Source organism: Streptomyces sp. ISL-100, from assembly GCF_018614615.1.
Lineage (GTDB): Bacteria > Actinomycetota > Actinomycetes > Streptomycetales > Streptomycetaceae > Streptomyces.
The window spans coordinates 1-17254 of record NZ_JAGGOK010000049.1; the positions used below are offsets into that span (position 1 = coordinate 1).

The window sequence follows — 17254 nt, forward strand, 5'->3', positions numbered from 1 at the left end:
TCTTCACGAGCCTTCTAGGCGACGACGTTCCGTACGTACCGCGAAGGGCCCGATGTGCGCCGGGCCCTTCGCCGTACGGGGAGGTGAGCGGGGCCGAGTCAGCCGCGTGCGGCCGCGAGTTCCTTCGCGGCCTCGCTCAGGTCCTTGGCGGTGTCGATGGCCCGCCAGTACGCCCCGTGCGGCAGCGGGAAGCCCGCCAGGCGGCGCTCTCGCGCCAGTCGGGGGAACGTGGTGCGTTCGTGGTCGCCGAGGTCCGGGAGAAGCCCTGTGAAGGCCGCTGAGAAGACGTACACGCCCGCGTTGATGAGGTAGGGCGACGGCGGTGACTCGATGAAGTCCGTGATGTGGCCGAAGGCGTCCGTCTCGACGGCGCCCCACGGGATCCGGGGGCGGGCGAGGGCGAGAGTCGCGGTGGCGTCGCGCTCGGCGTGGAAGGCGGCCATCTCGCGCAGCGAGAAGTGCGTCCAGATGTCGCCGTTGGTCGCGTACCAGGGGAGCCCGGGGTCGGGGAGATGCGCGGCGGCGTACTTGAGGCCGCCGCCGCGGCCCAGCGGCTCGCTCTCCACCACGGTCGTGACACGCAGCGGGAGGTCGGCGGAGTCCAGCCACTGCTGGAGTACGCCGGCGAGATGGCCGCAGGAGATGACCGCGTCGGTCACGCCCTCGGCGGCCAGCCATTCAAGCTGATGGCCGATGATCGGGGTCCCGGTGCCCGGGATCTCGACCATCGGCTTGGGGCGGTCGTCGGTGTACGGGCGCAGTCGCGAGCCCTGGCCGCCTGCCAGGACCACGGCCTGCGTCGGAGTTGTCATACGGGTCATACGGGGCACGATATGCGGCAGCTCGGTTGCCCGGCCGCTGCTCAGCCCGTCTGCTGTGCCACGCCGGAGGCGAAGGAGGTGTCGCACACGGGGCGCGAGAACGACTGCGCGCGGGTCGGACCGTACTGCTTCACGGCGGCGCGGCCGAGCGAGCGGGCGATCGACATGCAGTGCTGGGCGAGCGAAGGACGGCGCTCGACCTCGCGCTGGAGGTGGGTGAGCGCGACGCCCGGGTCCTTCTCCTGGAGTTCGAGGAGGAGCTTGTCGCGCAGAATGTCCTGCGGAGCGCGGGACTTGGCGCGTACGTTCACCTTCTCGGAAGACGCGGTCAGAACCTGTGACTCGGGGCCGCTGGTGGACCACGGGACGTTGGCGACCGCGAGAGTCCCGGAGAGCACCAGGACGACGGGCAGTACGAGAGCGAGACTTCGGCCGATTCGGCGGGCTGTGTGGGTCACGCGAGTGAGCGTAGCGGGCAGTAAAGATTTGGCGACATTTAGTCACTCTGGTGGGTGATGGTTCGATGTCATTTTTCGAATTGGCGTTGACGAACAGAGTTCGAAATGACCGGTCTGCCGGGGTATTTGTCGACACCCGGGCGCGCGTGAAGGGCGCCGCACCACCTGGGTGCGGCGCCCTTCACGCGACGTACGCGTAGGTCGGCCGAGGTCGGCCGAGGTCAGTCGCTGAGGCGCTCGCCGGTCGACGAGGAGAAGACGTGCGTCTCGCCGGCGCGCGGCACGACGTGCAGCTCGGTGCCCTTGTCCGGTACGGCGCGGCCGTTGACGCGGACGACGAGGTCCTTGTGCTCGCCGCCGACCTGCGCGCTGCCGTACACGTAACCGTCGGCGCCGAGTTCCTCGACGACGTTGACGGTGACGGCGAGGCCGGCCGGGGCGTCGTCGGCGGTCTTGGTGAGCGAGGCCGCGGCGGCGCTGTTCTGCTCGACGATGTCGAAGTGCTCGGGGCGGACGCCGACCGTGACGGTCGTGTCGCCCCTGTCCGCGGCGGCGGAGAGCGCCTCGCGGGAGACCGGGACGACGCTGTTGCCGAACTTCACGCCGCCGTCGGTGATCGGGACCTCGACGAGGTTCATCGCGGGCGAGCCGATGAAGCCGGCGACGAAGAGGTTCGCGGGGCGGTCGTACATGTTGCGCGGCGAGTCGACCTGCTGGAGCAGACCGTCCTTCAGTACGGCGACCCGGTCGCCCATCGTCATGGCCTCGACCTGGTCGTGCGTGACGTACACGGTGGTGATGCCGAGGCGGCGCTGGAGCGAGGCGATCTGCGTACGGGTCGAGACGCGGAGCTTGGCGTCGAGGTTCGACAGCGGTTCGTCCATGAGGAAGACCTGCGGCTCACGCACGATGGCGCGGCCCATCGCGACGCGCTGGCGCTGACCGCCGGAGAGGGCCTTGGGCTTGCGGTCCAGGTACTCCGTGAGGTCGAGGATCTTCGCGGCCTCTTCGACCTTCTTGCGGATCTCGCTCTTGTTCACGCCGGCGATCTTGAGCGCGAAGCCCATGTTGTCGGCGACGGACATGTGCGGGTACAGCGCGTAGTTCTGGAACACCATGGCGATGTCCCGGTCCTTCGGCGGCAGGTGGGTGACGTCACGCTCACCGATGCGGATGGCGCCGCCGTTGACGTCCTCGAGACCCGCGAGCATGCGCAGGGAGGTCGACTTGCCGCAGCCGGAGGGACCGACGAGGACGAGGAACTCGCCGTCCTCGACGTGGAGCTCCAGCTGGTCGACGGCGGGCTTGGTGGACCCAGGGTAGATCCGGGTGGCCTTGTCGAACGAGACAGTTGCCATGGTGATGTTCTCCTTCACCGGCAGGAACGTGCCGGACGATCCGAGTAAGGGAGTGAATTGGTCTGGTCCACGCGAGTGAACCTGCCGTGACGCTACCTGGCGATGCCCGTCCTGTCAGTAGCCGGGAGGCGACGAAAATATTGGCAGGGGTGCCGGGTGATCCGGTTAGACTGCTCTGACGCGCCTCCTTAGCTCAGTCCGGCCAGAGCAACGCACTTGTAATGCGTAGGTCGTCGGTTCGAATCCGACAGGGGGCTCTGTGAAACCCCAGGTCACATAGTCGGTGACCTGGGGTTTTCTGTCGCTCGGGGCATGGCGTGCCAGATGGCGGGGGTGTCATGGGAGGGCCTGCGTGAGCGATGCGTGAGCGGAGCGGCCCCACGGTCTACCCGGTGGGCTTCCGGTCTCCGCCCTTCTTCTTTCCCTTGGCCCGGTCTTTCGGCTTGCCCTTCGCCTTCTTGGCGGCCTTCGCGGCCTTGCGGGCGGCTCGCTCGGCCTCGGTGCGGCGCTGGAGCGGGACCAGCTTGGCGGTGGCCTCGGCCGCGCTCTTGCCGACGTGGGGGAGAACGCTTAATGGTAGATGTCCCGCGTGATCCGGGTGTCGCTGTGGCCGAGGGTGTCGGAGACGATTTTGACGTCGATGCCGGCGGCGAGCATGAGGGTGGCCGCGCCGTGGCGGAGGTCGTGCAGGCGGATCGGCGGAAGTCCGGAGGCGGAGACGAGCCGCTCGAAGAGGTCGGTGACCTTGCCCGGGTGGAGCCACGAGCCGTCCTCCTGGGTGAAGACCAGACCGGTCTCGACCCATGCCGGTCCCCATTTCTCGCGGTCCGCGTCCTGCCGCTGACGGTGCTGCTTGAGTACCCCCACCGTGTCGTCGTCGAGTGCGACGACGCGGAAGCCGCTGTCGGTCTTCGGTTCGGACGTCTCGACGCCCCAGCCGTCCTGTATGAGCTGGGCGGAGACGGTCAGCGAGTGGGTGTCGAGGTTCGTCTCCGACCACGGCTGCCCGCATGCCTCGCCCCGGCGCAGGCCGCGGAAGGCGATCAGGTGCCACATGGCGTACAGCCGGTCCGTGGCCACGGAGTCGAGGAAGGCGCCCGTCTGCTCCGGCGTCCAGACCATGACGGGGGAGGGCTTCTCGCCGGTCTGACGCCACTTGGTGACTCGCTCATCGGTCCAGACGAGGGCCTTCGGCTTGCGTACGGAGTCGATCTCGACGTGGGCGGCCGGGTTGAAGGTGATGATCTGCTGACCGATCGCGTCGTTCAGCGATGCCCGGAGGGTGGCCTTGACGTGCTGACGGGTGGCCGGGCCGGTGACCCGCCGGAAGGCCGGCATCGCGTCGATCGCGTCCTTCAGGGCCTTGCGGCGGGCGCGGTTCTCCGCCCCCTTCCACGGGATGGACGTGAGTTCGTCGACGGCTGCCCGGCGCTGGGCGTTCTGCTCCAGGATCTCGGCGTTGGCGTCCGCGATGGCCGTGAACATCTCGCTGAGGTGGCTGACGAGCAGCCGGTCGAGCCGCCGGCCGCCGATGTGCGGTTTGAGGTGCACGCGGACGTCGGTCTCGTAGCGGTTCAGGCCGGACTTGCGGATCCGCTTTCCGGCCAGCCAACGGTCGAGCCATTCGGCGACGGTCAGGCTTCCGATGAGGTCCTGGCCGGAGTTGAGCCGCCGCCGGGTCTCCTCGACCTCCGGCAGAGGCGCCTTCTCGCTGCTGACTTCCGCGAGCATGGCGGCGATCAGCTCCGTGCCCTCGCGGTCGTCGGCCTCGGCGAGGCCCAGGAGAGCGCGTACGTGGTCGAGGTCGGCCTGGGCTGCCTTGAGGCTGCTGTATCCGCCGCGGGCGAAGGAGCGCCGGCTGCCGTCCTCGCGGGAGGGCAGTTCCTGGCGTATGGAGTACGTGCAGTGGTTCCTGCTGTTGCGCTTGGGGCAGGAGGTGCCGAGTTCCTTGCCGGTCTTCGGGTCGCGGCAGGAGCAGCGGCGGTAGGTGGAGCCCTTCAAATGTCCTACTCCTCGGTGGTGTCGGGGAAGTCCTCCGGCGCGTCGACGTCGGAGAGTTCGGGTGCGAGGTGCGGGGGTGTGCCGCCGTCTTCGCGGATGTCGGCGCGTGCGGTACGCAGTCCGTGCTTGGCGCGCGCGGCTTGTCTGGCGTAGTCCTCCTGGGCGAGCAGGGCCTCCGCACGGGTGGCGGGGTTGTTCGCGGTCCTGGCCTTCCATCGCTCGTACTCCTCGCCTCTGAGGGCGGTGAGCGCGGCGTGGTGGTGGTGGGCGTGCGCCCGGAAGTTGCGCAGCATCACGGACTCGGTGTCCAGGGCGTCGGGGATTTCGCCGGTGAACCACTGCATGGCGTCCCAGGTGGGCCGGGGGGCCTCAAGTGGTTGTTGCTGGACGTGGCCGACATACCCGACCGGGTAGATGAGGCAGACCGGGTGGGTGTCGAGGGCCATGGCCAGGACCATGACGTCGACGAGGGGCAGGGTGGAGCGGCGTCCGGACTCCATGTTCGCGATGACGTTGCGGGGGATCGGGTGGCCGAGGTCCGCACACCGGTCGGCCAGGTCCTGGGCGCTCATGCGCAGTTCCTTCCTCCGTCTCCGTACTTCGCCGGCCACGGTCGCCGTGACCTGGTCCTCCCACAGGGGGACGTCGTCCCCGTCTTCTCCATGGTGAACATTGCGTTGTGTCATGGAGACACATTAACTCGATCATCCTGGATGTACTGGCCTGGAGACGGACGCGATCGCCGTGTTCGCCGAGGGCTCGTCATGGACGGAGCACGGATGCGGAGGAAGCGGGGCCTTGAGCGGGAGCACGGCATGAGCCGGGAGGAGTTGCTCGCCTTGCCGGTGGCCGTTGACCTGGAGACAGGTAATCGAGCGCTGGGACTGGGGCGGAGCAAGGGGTACGAACTGGCCAAGCGGGGCCAGTACCCGTGCAGGGTGCTCCGATTGGGCAACGCCTACCGGGTGGTGACCGCCGACCTGCTCGACCTGTTGGGCCTGGCCGCATGACGAGGCGAACGCGGCGTCGGCCGTTCTGCGCTGAGCTGACACAGAAAAGCTGGACTGTGCCCGGACGTGGACGTACTGTCCGTGGTCCCTCGCGATCACTCGATGCCCGCGAGAAGCGAACGGGCCCCCGGCGGTGCAACGCCGGAGGCCCCAGCAACCCCGAACGGCCCGTGAAGAACCAACCCGGCGGCCAGGGCGTGCAAGCCCACGGCCGTCAGACGAGGAGCTGCCCCGTGGAACACGCGGGAGCCGAACCCTATTCCGAAGCCGCCAAGTCCGCGTGGCCCCCGGTCGCCGTACCCGGACGGCCCGCCCACTTTCAGGACGACGAATCCCAAGAGCGCCCCGGCCGCAGCGCCCAGTGCGCCGTCACGGCACAGGCCGTTGTCTCAGAGCCGACGCCCGATCCGGAGCCGACACCAGGCTCGGCGCTGCTGGAGGAACTGCGCTCCCAGATAGCGAAGTTCGTGATCCTGCCCTCCGCCGAGGCGCTGGACGCGGTGACGCTCTGGGTGGCCGCGACGCACCTGCAACCCGCCTGGCAGCACGCGCCGCGGCTCGCGGTGGTGGGCCCGGCCAAGCGGTGCGGGAAGTCGAGGCTGCTCGACGTGCTGACCGAGACGGTCCACGAGCCGATGATCACCATCAACACCACGCCGGCCGCGGTCTTCCGCTCGATCACGGAGGAACCGCCCACGCTCCTGGTGGACGAGGCGGACACCATCTTCGGTACGCCGAAGATGGCGGAGAAGAACGAGGAGATGCGCGGCCTGCTCAACGCCGGTCACCAGCGCAACCGGTACGTCACACGGGTCGTCGGCAACGACCACACCCCGCACCGGTTCGCGACGTTCGCGATGGCGGCGCTGGCCGGAATCGGCGATCTGCCGGACACGATCATGGACAGGGCCGTGGTGGTCCGCATGCGGCGCCGGGCCGAGGGCGAGTACGTGAAACCGTTCCGCTCACGCCGTGACATCCCCATCCTGCACGAGTTGCGGGACCGGATAGCGCAGTGGGCCAAGCCGCACCTGGAGGTCGCGGCACAGCGGGAGCCGGACATGCCCGTGGAAGACCGGGCCGCCGACACCTGGGAGCCGCTGGTCGTCATCGCGGACCTCGCCGCAGGCCCCTGGCCCCGCCTCGCCCGTACGGCGTGCGGGCGGATGGTCGCCACCGAGGTCGAGGTGGAGGAAGACCACCCCGGCGGAGCGCGGATCCTGGCCGACATCCGCAGGGCCTTCGCCGCTCAGCGCGAACCCGACAGCCTCACCACGGAGGACATCCTCCGCCTGCTCCGCCAGGACCCCGAAGGCCCCTGGGCGGAATGGGGACGCGACGGCCTCACCTCTCGCCACCTGGGAGACCTGCTGCGCGAGTTCGGCGTCAAGCCCGGCAACGTCCGCCTCGCCGATGGAACCCAGCGCAAGGGATACACGCGCAACAAGTTCCTCGACGCGTGGCGGCGCTACTGCCCCACTGTCCACCCTGTAGACCCCGGCGGCGGCGCCCCCGAGGCGGTCTGAGCCCCACACCTCCATATGCCGTCCCTGCCGTCCCTGCCGTGATCCCGCAGGTCAGGCGGCCTGCGCTCAAGACGGCAGACGCCGCCAAGACGGATGAGTGACTCGGTACGGCGTGCTCGTCCCCCAAGGCGACCGGAGCCGTCTTGTGCCGTCCCAGGCGTCCCTGCCGTACCGCCGCAGGTCACAGCCGCACCGGCCGGGACGGCACCCCGAAGTAGAGCCGTCCCGGCCGGCGGCCATGGGCACGAAGCACCCCGCCCGCCCGCCCGCCGGCCGGGACGGCCCGGTGAAACGGCTGCCGTACCGGCCCTGACCTGGGCTTGCAACGGCCAAGACGGCCAAGACGGACCACCAGACCACGAACCACAGGAGCACCCGCTTGTCCCGCCCGGTCCTTCCCTCCCTCTCCTCCCACCGCACGTCCAACCCGCCACCCCACCGCCCGCAGCCCGCCAAGTACGCCCCCGAGCGGTACGCGCTCGGCGCCGCCGGGGCCGTCATCGTGGCCCTGACCGCCGCCGGGTTCTGGCTCTCCTACGCCCACCTCGCCGAGGTCGCCGGACAGCACGGTCTGGGCAGCTCGCCCATCCGGCAGTGGGCGTGGCCCGCGACCTTGGACGCGTTCATCGTCGCCGGCGAACTGCTCATGCTCAGGGCAGGGCTGCGCGCGGTCACCGACGGTTGGGCCGTCGCCCTGACGGCCACCGGATCGGTCGGCTCCATCGCGCTCAACGTGGCCGGAGTCGGTGGCACGGGCCGACCGGGCCCCGTGCCCGTACTCGACTACGTCGTCGCCGCAGTGCCCCCGACCGCCGCCCTGCTGGCCTTCGCCGTACTCATGCGGCAGATCCACCAGCTCGTAGACCGGACCACCACCGCGACCAAAGCAGAGCTCGCCCCGCTGCTCGAAGCGTCCGCCGGTCCTTCCGACCAGTACCCCGCCCCCCTCACCGAACTTCCGGCGGGCACTTCCGCTCAGCGGGCGGAAGAGCAGCCGCAGCCGAGCGGCAAGCCACGCAGTGGCCGACCGGCCGGCGCGACGGTCGATGAACTCGTGGAGATCGGAAGGACCGCCGCGGCCCAGAAAGGGAGGCTGACCCGTGAATGCGTCCAGCGAGCCGTACGGGCCAAGGGACTTACGGTCGGCGGCAAACGGCTCACCGAGGTGATGAACATCCTCCGGGCCGAATCCACCACCACGAACGGCACCGGGCCGAAGGACGACTGACCGCCCGGCCGGTGGGCGCAACCCGCGCGCTCACCGGCTCCCCGGCCCCTCACCGTCCGACTGTGTATCCACACCTGTGGACGGGCCGACGGCCACCCACGCCGCCGACCCGCCCGCACCACTACGGAGATTGAGCTGTGACGTACGACCCGCACCATCCCGAGAGCGACCCGGCCGAACCGCAGCCATCGACGAAGCCGACGAAACCGACCACGCCACTGGAACGTCTGCGCCGGGCGTTCGGACGGGCGGCTCCTGGCGGAGCCAGTAGTACCCCGAGTCCGACTCATGGTCGGTCTTCGGGGATCTCCGCCCCGGGGGTGGCGGAGACGGCCCAGCGCCAGGGGGCGCCGGACCGGGAGGTCGGGGCCGAGGAAGGCCCCGACCCGGACACGCTTCACGCCGCCCAGCAAGCGATCCTCCGCCCGACGCGTACTGACGTCCCCGCCGTCGGCGAACTCCCTGTGCAGAGCGTCCAGCCAACGATCCGCCGGTTCACCGGCGACGCGCGCCTTAAGCGCGTCGGCCCCTTGCGCTTCACCGCCGACGAGCGCACCAGCCTGCACGAGGCCGCAGCCGAGCACGGCTACAAAGGCGAATCCGGTTTCGCCGCCGATGTCGTCCTCGCCTTCATCGACGGCCGCTTCACCGCGAACCTCCCCCTGTCCGAGGACCGCCGCCGCACCCACATGTTCCGAGCGCAGGTCCTGCGCGCCCTCAATCGCACTGGCGTCAACGTCAACCAGATCGCCCGCGCCCTCAACAGCGACTACACCCCGCCCGACATCCGCCAGCGCCTCGACGAACTCCACCGCCTGCTCACCCTGATCGCTGAGGCTCTGCGTCAGCCCACCGACCCGAGGGAGGACTTGCCCGCGTGATCGCCGCCATCAAACCGGCCGGGTCCAACACCCGCGGTCTGCTCGCCTACCTTTACGGTCCCGGCCGGCACGACGAACACTTCGACCCGCACCTCGTCGCCGGCTTCGCCATGCTCGGCATGCCCGACCCCGGCCGTGACGAAAACGCCACCCTGACCGAACTCGGCCACTACCTGGACGAGCCCGTACGCCTACGCAATAACGAGTTCGGCAAGCCTGTCACCGAGTACGTCTGGCACTGCCCCGTCCGCGCAGCACCCGAAGACCGCTACCTCTCCGACACCGAGTGGGGCGAGATCGCCCAGCGCATCGTTCAGGCCGCTGGCATTGCCTCCGCACGCGATGATCTGGCCTGCCGGTGGATCGCCGTACGTCATGCCGACGACCACATCCACATCGTCGCGACCACCGTCCGCGAAGACGGCCGCCGCCCCAAGCTCCACGACAGCGGCATCCGCGTCGGCGACGAATGCCGGACGATCGAAAGGGACTACGGGCTGCGCCGCCTGAGGAAGGGCGACCGCACCGGCACCCGGCGCCCCACCCAGGCCGAGATGCACAAAGCCGATCGCCTCGGCTGGGAGCAGACCAGCCGAGAGTGGCTCCAGGACCGCATCCGCGCCGCCATCCCGCACGCCACCAGCGTCGAGGAACTCCTCGCCTACCTCGAAGCCGGCGACATCCTGGTCAAGCCCCGTCGCGGCCCCTCTGGAGACCTCCTCGGCTACGCCGTAGGCCGCCCCGATGACCTGAACAAGGACGGCGAGCAGATCTACCACCCCGGCGGGAAGATCGCCCCCGACCTGTCGCTGCCCAAGCTGAAGGTCCGCCTGGAGACCAGCGCACCGGAGGAACACCCCACCGCCCGGCGTAACCGATCTACCACCGCCTGGCATCAGGCCACCGACGCCCTCGACACCCTGCACACGGAAACCACCAACACGGACGCCGACGAAGACGCGCGGGCGCAGGCGCAGATCAGCGCCTTGGGCGAACTTATCGAAGCCACCGCCCAGAAAGCCCCCGCCGATATCCGAGCGCAACTGCAGGCGGCCAGCCGGGCATTCGCCCGTGCCCAGCGCTCTCAAATCCGAGCCGAAGACCGCGTCGCCCACGCTCTGCGGTCCGCCGCCCGCGACATCGTCAACACCGCCACTGGCCCTGACGGCAGCGCCCTAGTCGCCTTGACCGCCGCACTCGTCTGGGCCGTTGTCCTCGCCGGACAGTGGCACGATGCCAAGGGCCACGCTCACCAGGCCGACGCCGCCCGCGAAGCCGTCCAGCATCTTCAATCAGCAGCCGACACTGCGCTCGCCGCGACGCTCACCGAGCTGGCAGGGCGCCCCTTCAAGGAGGAGTTCCGTCGAACGCTGGCCAACGACGTGCACGCTGCGGTGCCCGAACACGCCGATCGGATTCTGGCTGACCCTGGCTGGCCTGCACTTGCCACTGTCCTGGCCGACGCTGAAGCTGGCGGCCACAAACCCCACCAGCTCCTCAAGGAAGCCGCCGCCCGCCGTGAGCTCGGCACCGCCCACAGGCCCGCCCGTGTCCTGATCACCCGCATCCAGCACACCAGCCGCAATCCCGCACCCAACCGCCGCGCCGAAGCAGCCCGCCTACGGAGCACCACCGCGTCAGCCTTCGGCGTGCCGTCCCCCGGCACCCAGCCGCGCACGGCAATCGCTCCCAAGAGCCAGCCGAGCCGACCTCGCCGCTGACCGTTGAGGAGAGCCAGATTCGTGGAGACCGGTCAGCAACAGGGGCCCACCCCCAGCCACACTCATCGCCACCCCATCTGGAGCCAGCCAACGCCGCTGATGCGCGTGGGTATCAAAAGCTGGGCCGGTCACCACGCCTGGTGACCGGCCCAGCCGCCGGAGAGCGCCAACGCCCCGAGAGCACTGCGAAGCGGCGTCACAGACTCGCTGCCTCCGACGGCCTCATCCACGACTGAACATGCCGCCCCGCGCGCGATGCCTTCCGACACGGCGTCCGCCAGACTGCTCAGGCGTGGAAGCCGTGCTGACCGGGGCCGGACGAGCCGGTTCATCGTGAAGGAGAAGGGATTGCCAGACCTGCTCCTGCAAGACGCGGATGCACGGGCCGCAGGCGAACATGGCTGCCTGGGCGCCAGCCACACTCACGGGGCCGATCCATAGAACACGGGTCCAACGCTGGCCGCAGTAGAGCCAGCAGAATCCGTCCGTCCACGTATTGCCGTCGTCCGTGTCTGCCGCAGCGGGCAGACCGCCGCGCGCGAACTCGGCGATGCCGGGTATGACCCGAGGTGTCACGGCCAGTTCTATAAACACAGCTCGGTCCTCAAGATCACTCGCTCGGGACAGCTGCCCTGGCCGCAGCCTGCTTGTCGGCGTCGGCGAAGAGGAGGGTGGGTTCGGCCAGGATGTCCCTGCCGGACTCGCTCTTGTAGATCTCATCGACGCTGCCGAAGCGTGCTTCGGAGTAGTCGAGGTCGAGCAGGGCGGCTGCCTGGCGGACCGATGCCTCGTCGGGGCCCTCGATCTCGACGAAGGTGGGGAGGTCCGGCCAGGTGTCGAAGTCGAAGTCGAAGGCGACTTCGCCGAGGCGCCATTCCTCGCGGTAGTTCTCCTGGTACCGGACCTCGCGCATGCCGAGGCTGCGCAGGATCTCGGCCATGGCGTGCAGGTCCGTGACCTCGGTCTCGATCTCGGTGGTGCCGTTGATCGTGGTGGCGTCGGTGACCTGCTTGAGCGTGAGCGTCGATCGGGTGCCCTCGTCCCGAAGCCGCACCCAGGCCCCTCCTTCGAGTGCGTCGTTCTCGAAGATCTTGCGGGTCAGGAGGGTGCGGGGGAACGCTTGGGTGGCGCCCAAGGCGGTCAGCTGGGTCTGGAGGCCGGCGACGTCGATGGCGAGAAACTTGGCCTCGTACTCGTGCTTCACGGGTTCTTCCTTCGTACTAGGAGGGGGTGCGGGCCGCGAGAAGCAGGCCCATCCGGTGGGTGTGGTCCTGGAGCTGGCCGATGTGCGCTCGCTCGGCGAACTCGTTCGTGCGCAGGGTCAGCAGGACATTCCAGTCGCCGATGAAGTGGCGCCTGAGCTTCTCGGGGGACGTGTAGTGATCGATCAGGTGCTGGCGCTGGGTGACAGGCATCATGAACTCCGCCCCGTACAGGCCGCTCTGGCCGACAGAGGACTGCATGCGGGTGACGAAATCAGCGAGCGGGCGATGATGGTTGGCACTGTAATGCCAGGAGCAGCTCGTCCAGATGGCATCGCAGGGCGTGCCCGAAGGCTCCCATTGGAGGTAGTCCTCCTCCACGATCTGCACGCGGTCGTGGAGCGATTCGAGCTTGAGGCGGTCGACGAGGCCCATGGCGTGGGCCCGGTTGTCACCCGGGAGGATGACCTCGCCTCCGTGCAGGGCGAGGGGGTCGTGCTCTACGGCGATCACCTGGTAGCCGGCGGCGGCCAGAGGCAGGACGAACTTTCCGTCGCTCGCCCCCACAACCATGACCGTGGCGTCAGGAGCGGCACGCTCCTTCAGCGCGGCGAGGAACTGGGGGAAGAACGTGAGGGTGTGCTCCCACAGGCTCTGCGTCTGCACGGTAGTGGGCTCCTTGCGTGTCGATGGACAAGATCGTCTGGAGGACCTCGTCGGGGTCCAGATGCGTGGTGTCCACGTGGTGCATCGGGAACTGGGCATAGACGCCGGTAATGCGGTCTGCCACCGCTTCCGCCAGAACGTCCCAGCGGGAGGCCGGCTTGATGCGCTCAGCGAGTCGACGCCCGCGCTCGTCCTTGCCGCACGTCAGTTGGTACGTCACGGGTTGGGGCAGGCTTGGCGGGAGGCTGATGCCGAGGCTGGAGCCGAGTGCCTGGTGGTTGGCCAGGCAGCGGGCGAAGTAGCTCTCCACGACCACTGGGGTGCCCTCGGTCAGGAGGCGCTGGATCTCATCGGTCACGGTGAACAGCGCGGATAGGTAGAAGCACATCCGGGCCTCGGTGTTTCCGCGCCGGTCCACCTCACGGCGCAGAGGCTGGTAGAAGAGCGGCACGGTCGGGACCAGGACGGCCCGGCGGGCCGCTGCCAGCATCGGGGCGATGGTCGACTTTCCGGTGCCGCGGAGCCCTTCGAGGCTCTCGAACAGCGGACTGTCAGACACGGCCGTACACCACGTCCGGCACCGCGAGCGTGAGCTCGTCGGTGGGCGACGGCCGGTGGTCGATGTGGCTGGCGAGCTTGTCGTACCAGAAGGCGTGCGAGTCCTTACCGACAGCCTTGCAGGACATGGTGAGCGCGCCGCGGGGGTCGGCCTCGATCCGCTCGATCTCCACGGGGCGTCCGGCAGGAATGCAGGCAACCGGGGCACCATGCTCGGACAGGTCCTCGTCGACGATCACCTCGATCTCCAGCTCGGCCGCATCCAGCCGGCCTCGAAGCCGGGTGTAGGCCGCAGGGTCGGTGATCAGGAGCTCGGGGTGATCGGCCGCGTTGCCGACCGGTCGGAGGCAGTGCAGTTTCAGCTGCTCCACCCCGTAGCCCTGAAGTGTGCGAGCGAGTGGCAGCACCTCCTCGATGTTGCGTGAGGTGACTGTCATGGTCGCCCCGGCGCGGACACCAAGTCGCTGGGCGATTTCGAGGGCGCTCAACGCACTGCGGTAGCTGCCGAACTTGCGGATGTGGTCATTGGTCGAACCGATGCCCTCCAGCGATACCCGGAGCAAGTCCAGGTCGGGGGCGATCTCGGTCAGCCGGCGCTCGATCCGGTAGCCGTTGGTGCAGATCTCGACCCGCATCCGCAGATCCCGCTTGGCGTACTGGACGACCTGGGTGAGGTCTCTGTAGACGAACGGTTCGCCGCCCAGCAGGGTGACAGCCTCAGTGCCGTACTCGTCGCGCATGAGCGTGAGGAGGTTGATCGCCTCGTCTGCGGTGAAGGCGTCGGCGTGCTGGAGTCGCTTGCCGTGGAAGCAGTGCAGACATTCGAAGTTGCAGCGGTACAGCAGCTGCAGGTACAGCATCCGGATCCTGCGGATCCCGGTGACTTCCCTGATCATGCGGGTCTCCCTCGGGCGTTTGCCTGGTGGGAGACTTGATATTGGCGGGATAGGTACGGACCCCGTCACCGCGTATCGGGACGCTCCGAGGACGTCCTGGGACGTTTTCAGGAAGCCGCGAATGCCTCCAGGATCCCGAGCACACGAGTAGTGTCCATCAGGTCGGGCAGCACCCTCTGAGCACCGGCAGCGGCCAGGTCTTCAGCGCTGTGGACGCCGGAGGCGACCGCGATGATCTCTGAGCCCGTGGCGATCGCGGCCTCAACGTCCCTGGGCGTATCGCCCACGAGTACGACGGGCACGTCGTTGCGCGCGCCTCGGAGTCGCTGGGCACGCTCACGGGCGACAGCGACCAAATCCGGCCGCTGAAGAGCGTCAGCCCCGTAGGCACCAACTTGCAGATCGAGCAGGGAGTCAAGGCCGAACGCCGATACCTTCACCCGAGCGTTGGCCGCAATATTGCCCGTGAGCACCGAGGACACCCAGGCATTGCGTACGGAGGCGTTCTTCAAAATTTCCCGCACGCCGGGCAAGGCCGTGCCGCGTCGGCTGAGCTCGGAAAGGCGTGCTTCCCCTGCGGCGGTGAGAGCCTCCTCGACAGTGGCCCAGTCCGGCTCGGCCACACCGTTTCGGTGGAACATGTCGCGCATGATCAGACGGTCCGTACGGCCTTCCGTCCGCGCCGGCCCCATGGGCCCTCTCCCCGACAGTGCCGTGAAGGCAGCGGCGTAAATCTCCTTGCTGACCCCGGCATTCTCGATAAGCGTGTGGTCGATGTCCCACAGGACGATGAGCTCCATACGCCCAGCGTAAGCACCGTGGCCGTGCCGTCGACCTCCCGCAGAACGTCCCGTAACGTCCTTGCCGCTCCCGGCCCCTTCAGCTTGTATGGCGCCTGTGAACGAGCGACTGCACTCCGTACTCGCCCAGCGCGGCATCCCGCCCGAATCCCTCGCCGAAGTCTGCGAGGTGGACCCCAAAACGGTTAGCCGATGGCTCGGCGGACGTGTTCCCCACGCCCGCCATCGCTTCCGCGTCGCACGGCACTTGCGGGTGGAGGAGCTGTTCCTCTGGCCGGCACCGGTACGCGGTGCCCAGCAGCAAGCCGCCGGGTCAGAGCAGGAGCTCGTCACGACCTATCAGAACCGGGCGAGCGTCCCACGGGACACGTGGCTGTCGCTGCTCGAAGGCGCGCAGGAGGAGATCGGCGTCCTAGTCTTCTCCGGCACCTTCTTCGCCCAGTCGAACCCCCACGTCGCCAAGATGCTTGCCGAGCGAGCATCGGACGGGGTGCGAGTGCGGCTCTGCTTCGGCGACTCGAACGGCCAGGCAGCAGCCATTCGAGGCCGAGAAGAAGGCATCGGCGACACCCTCGGCGCCAAGATCCGCGCCTCCCTCACCTACTACCGGCCTTTACTGTCCGAGGCAGGCTGCGAAGTGAGACTGCACGACACCACGCTCTACACGTCGATGTTCCGCTACGACAACAACCTCTTGGTGAACCCGCACGTCTGGGGCCAGCCGGCCAGCGCCAACCCCCTCCTGCATCTCAGGAGAGCTGGCACCACAGGTTGGTTCGACAACTACGCTCAGAGTTTCGAAGCTGTCTGGGCCACCGCACGGCCCTGGACACCAGACCAGGAGGGGCCCTCGTCACATGGGCAGGACTGAGTACTACAACGACCCCAAGGCCCCCAAGGCGAACACGCTCATTCCCGCCAACAACCTGCTCGTCGTCGACGACAACGGCGCCATACTGCTCCAACGCCGCCGGGACACCGGCCAGTGGGCCCTTCCGGGCGGCGCGCAGGACATCGGCGAGACGGCGGCCCAGTGCGCCGTGCGTGAATGCCTGGAAGAGACCGGCATCATCGCCGAGGTCACCGGATTCCTGGGGGTCTACACCAACCCCAACCACATCGTGGCCTACACCGACGGCGAGATCCGCCAGCAGTACGAGAACACCTACATCGGCAGGCCCGTAGGCGGTGAACCCACCATCAACGACGAAGCCGACGGCGTCCGCTACGTCCAGCCGAACGACCTGGACCAGTACGACATCCATCCCAGCATGCGCCAACAGATCGGCGACTACCTCGCCGGCACGTACCCCTACCTGGGCTGAGAGGCCAGGGCCGACTCCACCCGCTTCACAGCGGCCAGGATCTCCGGCGACGCTCGACGGATGAAGCGTCCCACCAGACTGTCGGCCCCGTACCGGCTGGTGATCTCGGCCAACCGAGCGTCCACCGAAGTGATCGCTCCACTGGGGGTGGTCGTCATGTCGCAGTACACAAGGGCGTCCACTAGGCGCTGGTCGTCGAGGAGCGGAAACTCCGCTTCCAAGGTCTCGCGCAATCCCCGCTCTTCGGCTTCCAGTAGCGCAAACGAGTGGTTGGCCACCAGCCGGACCAGCAGTTCGTCCGCAGCATGGGTGTCACGAAGGAAGCGAGCCCCGTCCAACGGATGAAAGCCAGTGACGGCCAGGCGCGGGGCGTAACCCACGTCGTGCAAAACGGCCGCAGAGAGCAGGAGTTCCGCCTTCCCTCCCATCGTCCCGGCCAGTCTCTCTGCGCACTGCGCGACACCTTGCGAGTGCGCCCAACGACGAGGAAGCGGCTCAGCCAATTCTTCCTCGGCGACTGCGCATGCCCACGTAGCCATCGATTCATTCATAGTCGGTACGTGCCCGGGCGCAGCGTTGCTCAGTCTCAAGCCAACAGGACCGCTTGGGAGCCCGGGCGGATGTCGTCGTGGAGGGCTTCGGCGGCTGCTGCAACTGGGCAGGTCTGGTCCATACAGGGCCTGGCTGTCACTCTTCATTTCCGCCAACTAACAGCCTGCCCCTTCTGGCAGAGTAGCGGGATGCTGCCGCCACAAGGGGCCGCTGACATCACTCTGTCGGCACCCGATGCCTTCGACGTGCCC

17 protein-coding genes, 1 tRNA gene and 1 pseudogene are annotated in these 17254 nt (G+C 68.4%); 8 read left to right on the top strand and 11 right to left on the bottom strand.

The window, feature by feature from the left end:
* Positions 1–98: 98 nt before the first annotated feature.
* From J7E89_RS21275 to J7E89_RS21285, 3 genes are all read right to left on the bottom strand, one after another.
* Positions 99–821, bottom strand: a complete 723-nt coding sequence (locus tag J7E89_RS21275; protein ID WP_251060873.1) for a nucleotidyltransferase family protein — start codon at positions 819–821, stop codon at positions 99–101.
* 41 nt (positions 822–862) lie between these two features.
* Positions 863–1279, bottom strand: a complete 417-nt coding sequence (locus tag J7E89_RS21280; RefSeq protein WP_069928181.1) for a hypothetical protein — start codon at positions 1277–1279, stop codon at positions 863–865.
* A gap of 221 nt (positions 1280–1500) precedes the next feature.
* A complete protein-coding gene (locus J7E89_RS21285) occupies positions 1501–2637 on the bottom strand; it encodes an ABC transporter ATP-binding protein (protein WP_214975870.1) in 1137 nt (378 codons plus the stop codon).
* Between the two features lie 182 nt (positions 2638–2819).
* Here J7E89_RS21285 and J7E89_RS21290 point away from each other — a divergent pair.
* Positions 2820–2894: transfer RNA gene (locus J7E89_RS21290), tRNA-Thr, on the top strand.
* Positions 2895–3022: 128 nt separating this feature from the next.
* On the opposite strand, the pseudogene J7E89_RS21295 reads toward J7E89_RS21290, so the two are convergent.
* Positions 3023–4638, bottom strand: a pseudogene (locus tag J7E89_RS21295) (tyrosine-type recombinase/integrase).
* Between the two features lie 5 nt (positions 4639–4643).
* Positions 4644–5324, bottom strand: coding sequence for a helix-turn-helix transcriptional regulator (locus J7E89_RS21300; protein WP_214975873.1), 681 nt, complete (start codon positions 5322–5324; stop codon positions 4644–4646).
* Positions 5325–5417: 93 nt separating this feature from the next.
* Between J7E89_RS21300 and J7E89_RS21305 the strand changes: the two genes are divergently transcribed.
* The 5 genes from J7E89_RS21305 to J7E89_RS21325 all read left to right on the top strand — a co-directional run bounded on the left by J7E89_RS21305 (position 5418) and on the right by J7E89_RS21325 (position 11004).
* Positions 5418–5648 (top strand): hypothetical protein, encoded by a 231-nt coding sequence (locus J7E89_RS21305; protein WP_251060874.1) that lies wholly within the window; start codon positions 5418–5420, stop codon positions 5646–5648.
* A gap of 233 nt (positions 5649–5881) precedes the next feature.
* Complete coding sequence (locus J7E89_RS21310; protein ID WP_214975874.1) at positions 5882–7174, top strand: DUF3631 domain-containing protein; 1293 nt, start codon at positions 5882–5884, stop codon at positions 7172–7174.
* 379 nt (positions 7175–7553) lie between these two features.
* Positions 7554–8402, top strand: coding sequence for a DUF2637 domain-containing protein (locus J7E89_RS21315; protein WP_214975876.1), 849 nt, complete (start codon positions 7554–7556; stop codon positions 8400–8402).
* Positions 8403–8722: 320 nt separating this feature from the next.
* The gene (locus J7E89_RS21320; RefSeq protein WP_214975878.1) at positions 8723–9283 is read left to right on the top strand and encodes a MobC family plasmid mobilization relaxosome protein; all 561 of its coding nucleotides are present in this window, start codon (positions 8723–8725) and stop codon (positions 9281–9283) included.
* Positions 9280–11004 (top strand): relaxase/mobilization nuclease domain-containing protein, encoded by a 1725-nt coding sequence (locus tag J7E89_RS21325; RefSeq protein ID WP_214975879.1) that lies wholly within the window; start codon positions 9280–9282, stop codon positions 11002–11004. The genes J7E89_RS21320 and J7E89_RS21325 overlap by 4 nt, the downstream gene beginning before the upstream one ends.
* Before the next feature lie 610 nt (positions 11005–11614).
* Here the strand turns inward: J7E89_RS21325 and J7E89_RS21330 are convergent.
* From J7E89_RS21330 to J7E89_RS21350, 5 genes are all read right to left on the bottom strand, one after another.
* Entirely contained in the window at positions 11615–12208 is a 594-nt protein-coding gene (locus tag J7E89_RS21330; RefSeq protein ID WP_214975880.1) for a class IV adenylate cyclase, read from the bottom strand.
* 16 nt (positions 12209–12224) lie between these two features.
* Positions 12225–12872 (bottom strand): SAM-dependent methyltransferase, encoded by a 648-nt coding sequence (locus J7E89_RS21335; RefSeq protein WP_214975881.1) that lies wholly within the window; start codon positions 12870–12872, stop codon positions 12225–12227.
* The gene (locus J7E89_RS21340) at positions 12790–13431 is read right to left on the bottom strand and encodes a hypothetical protein (RefSeq protein WP_214975882.1); all 642 of its coding nucleotides are present in this window, start codon (positions 13429–13431) and stop codon (positions 12790–12792) included. Before J7E89_RS21340 ends, J7E89_RS21335 begins: the two co-directional genes overlap by 83 nt.
* Positions 13424–14326 carry a radical SAM protein gene (locus tag J7E89_RS21345; RefSeq protein WP_214975883.1) on the bottom strand — a complete coding sequence of 301 codons (903 nt, stop codon included), beginning with the start codon at positions 14324–14326 and terminating at the stop codon, positions 13424–13426. The genes J7E89_RS21340 and J7E89_RS21345 overlap by 8 nt, the downstream gene beginning before the upstream one ends.
* 107 nt (positions 14327–14433) lie before the next feature.
* Entirely contained in the window at positions 14434–15126 is a 693-nt protein-coding gene (locus J7E89_RS21350; RefSeq protein ID WP_214975884.1) for an HAD family hydrolase, read from the bottom strand.
* A 97-nt stretch (positions 15127–15223) separates the two neighbouring features.
* On the opposite strand from J7E89_RS21350, the gene J7E89_RS21355 reads away from it, so the two are divergent.
* On the top strand, positions 15224–15997 hold the full coding sequence (locus tag J7E89_RS21355; protein ID WP_214975886.1) for an XRE family transcriptional regulator: 774 nt from the start codon (positions 15224–15226) through the stop codon (positions 15995–15997).
* The gene (locus J7E89_RS21360; protein WP_214975888.1) at positions 15984–16451 is read left to right on the top strand and encodes an NUDIX hydrolase; all 468 of its coding nucleotides are present in this window, start codon (positions 15984–15986) and stop codon (positions 16449–16451) included. Before J7E89_RS21355 ends, J7E89_RS21360 begins: the two co-directional genes overlap by 14 nt.
* On the opposite strand, the gene J7E89_RS21365 is transcribed toward J7E89_RS21360, so the two are convergent.
* Entirely contained in the window at positions 16439–17002 is a 564-nt protein-coding gene (locus tag J7E89_RS21365) for an HD domain-containing protein (protein ID WP_214975890.1), read from the bottom strand. The two genes, J7E89_RS21360 and J7E89_RS21365, sit on opposite strands and share 13 nt — an antisense overlap.
* Between the last annotated feature and the right edge of the window lie 252 nt (positions 17003–17254).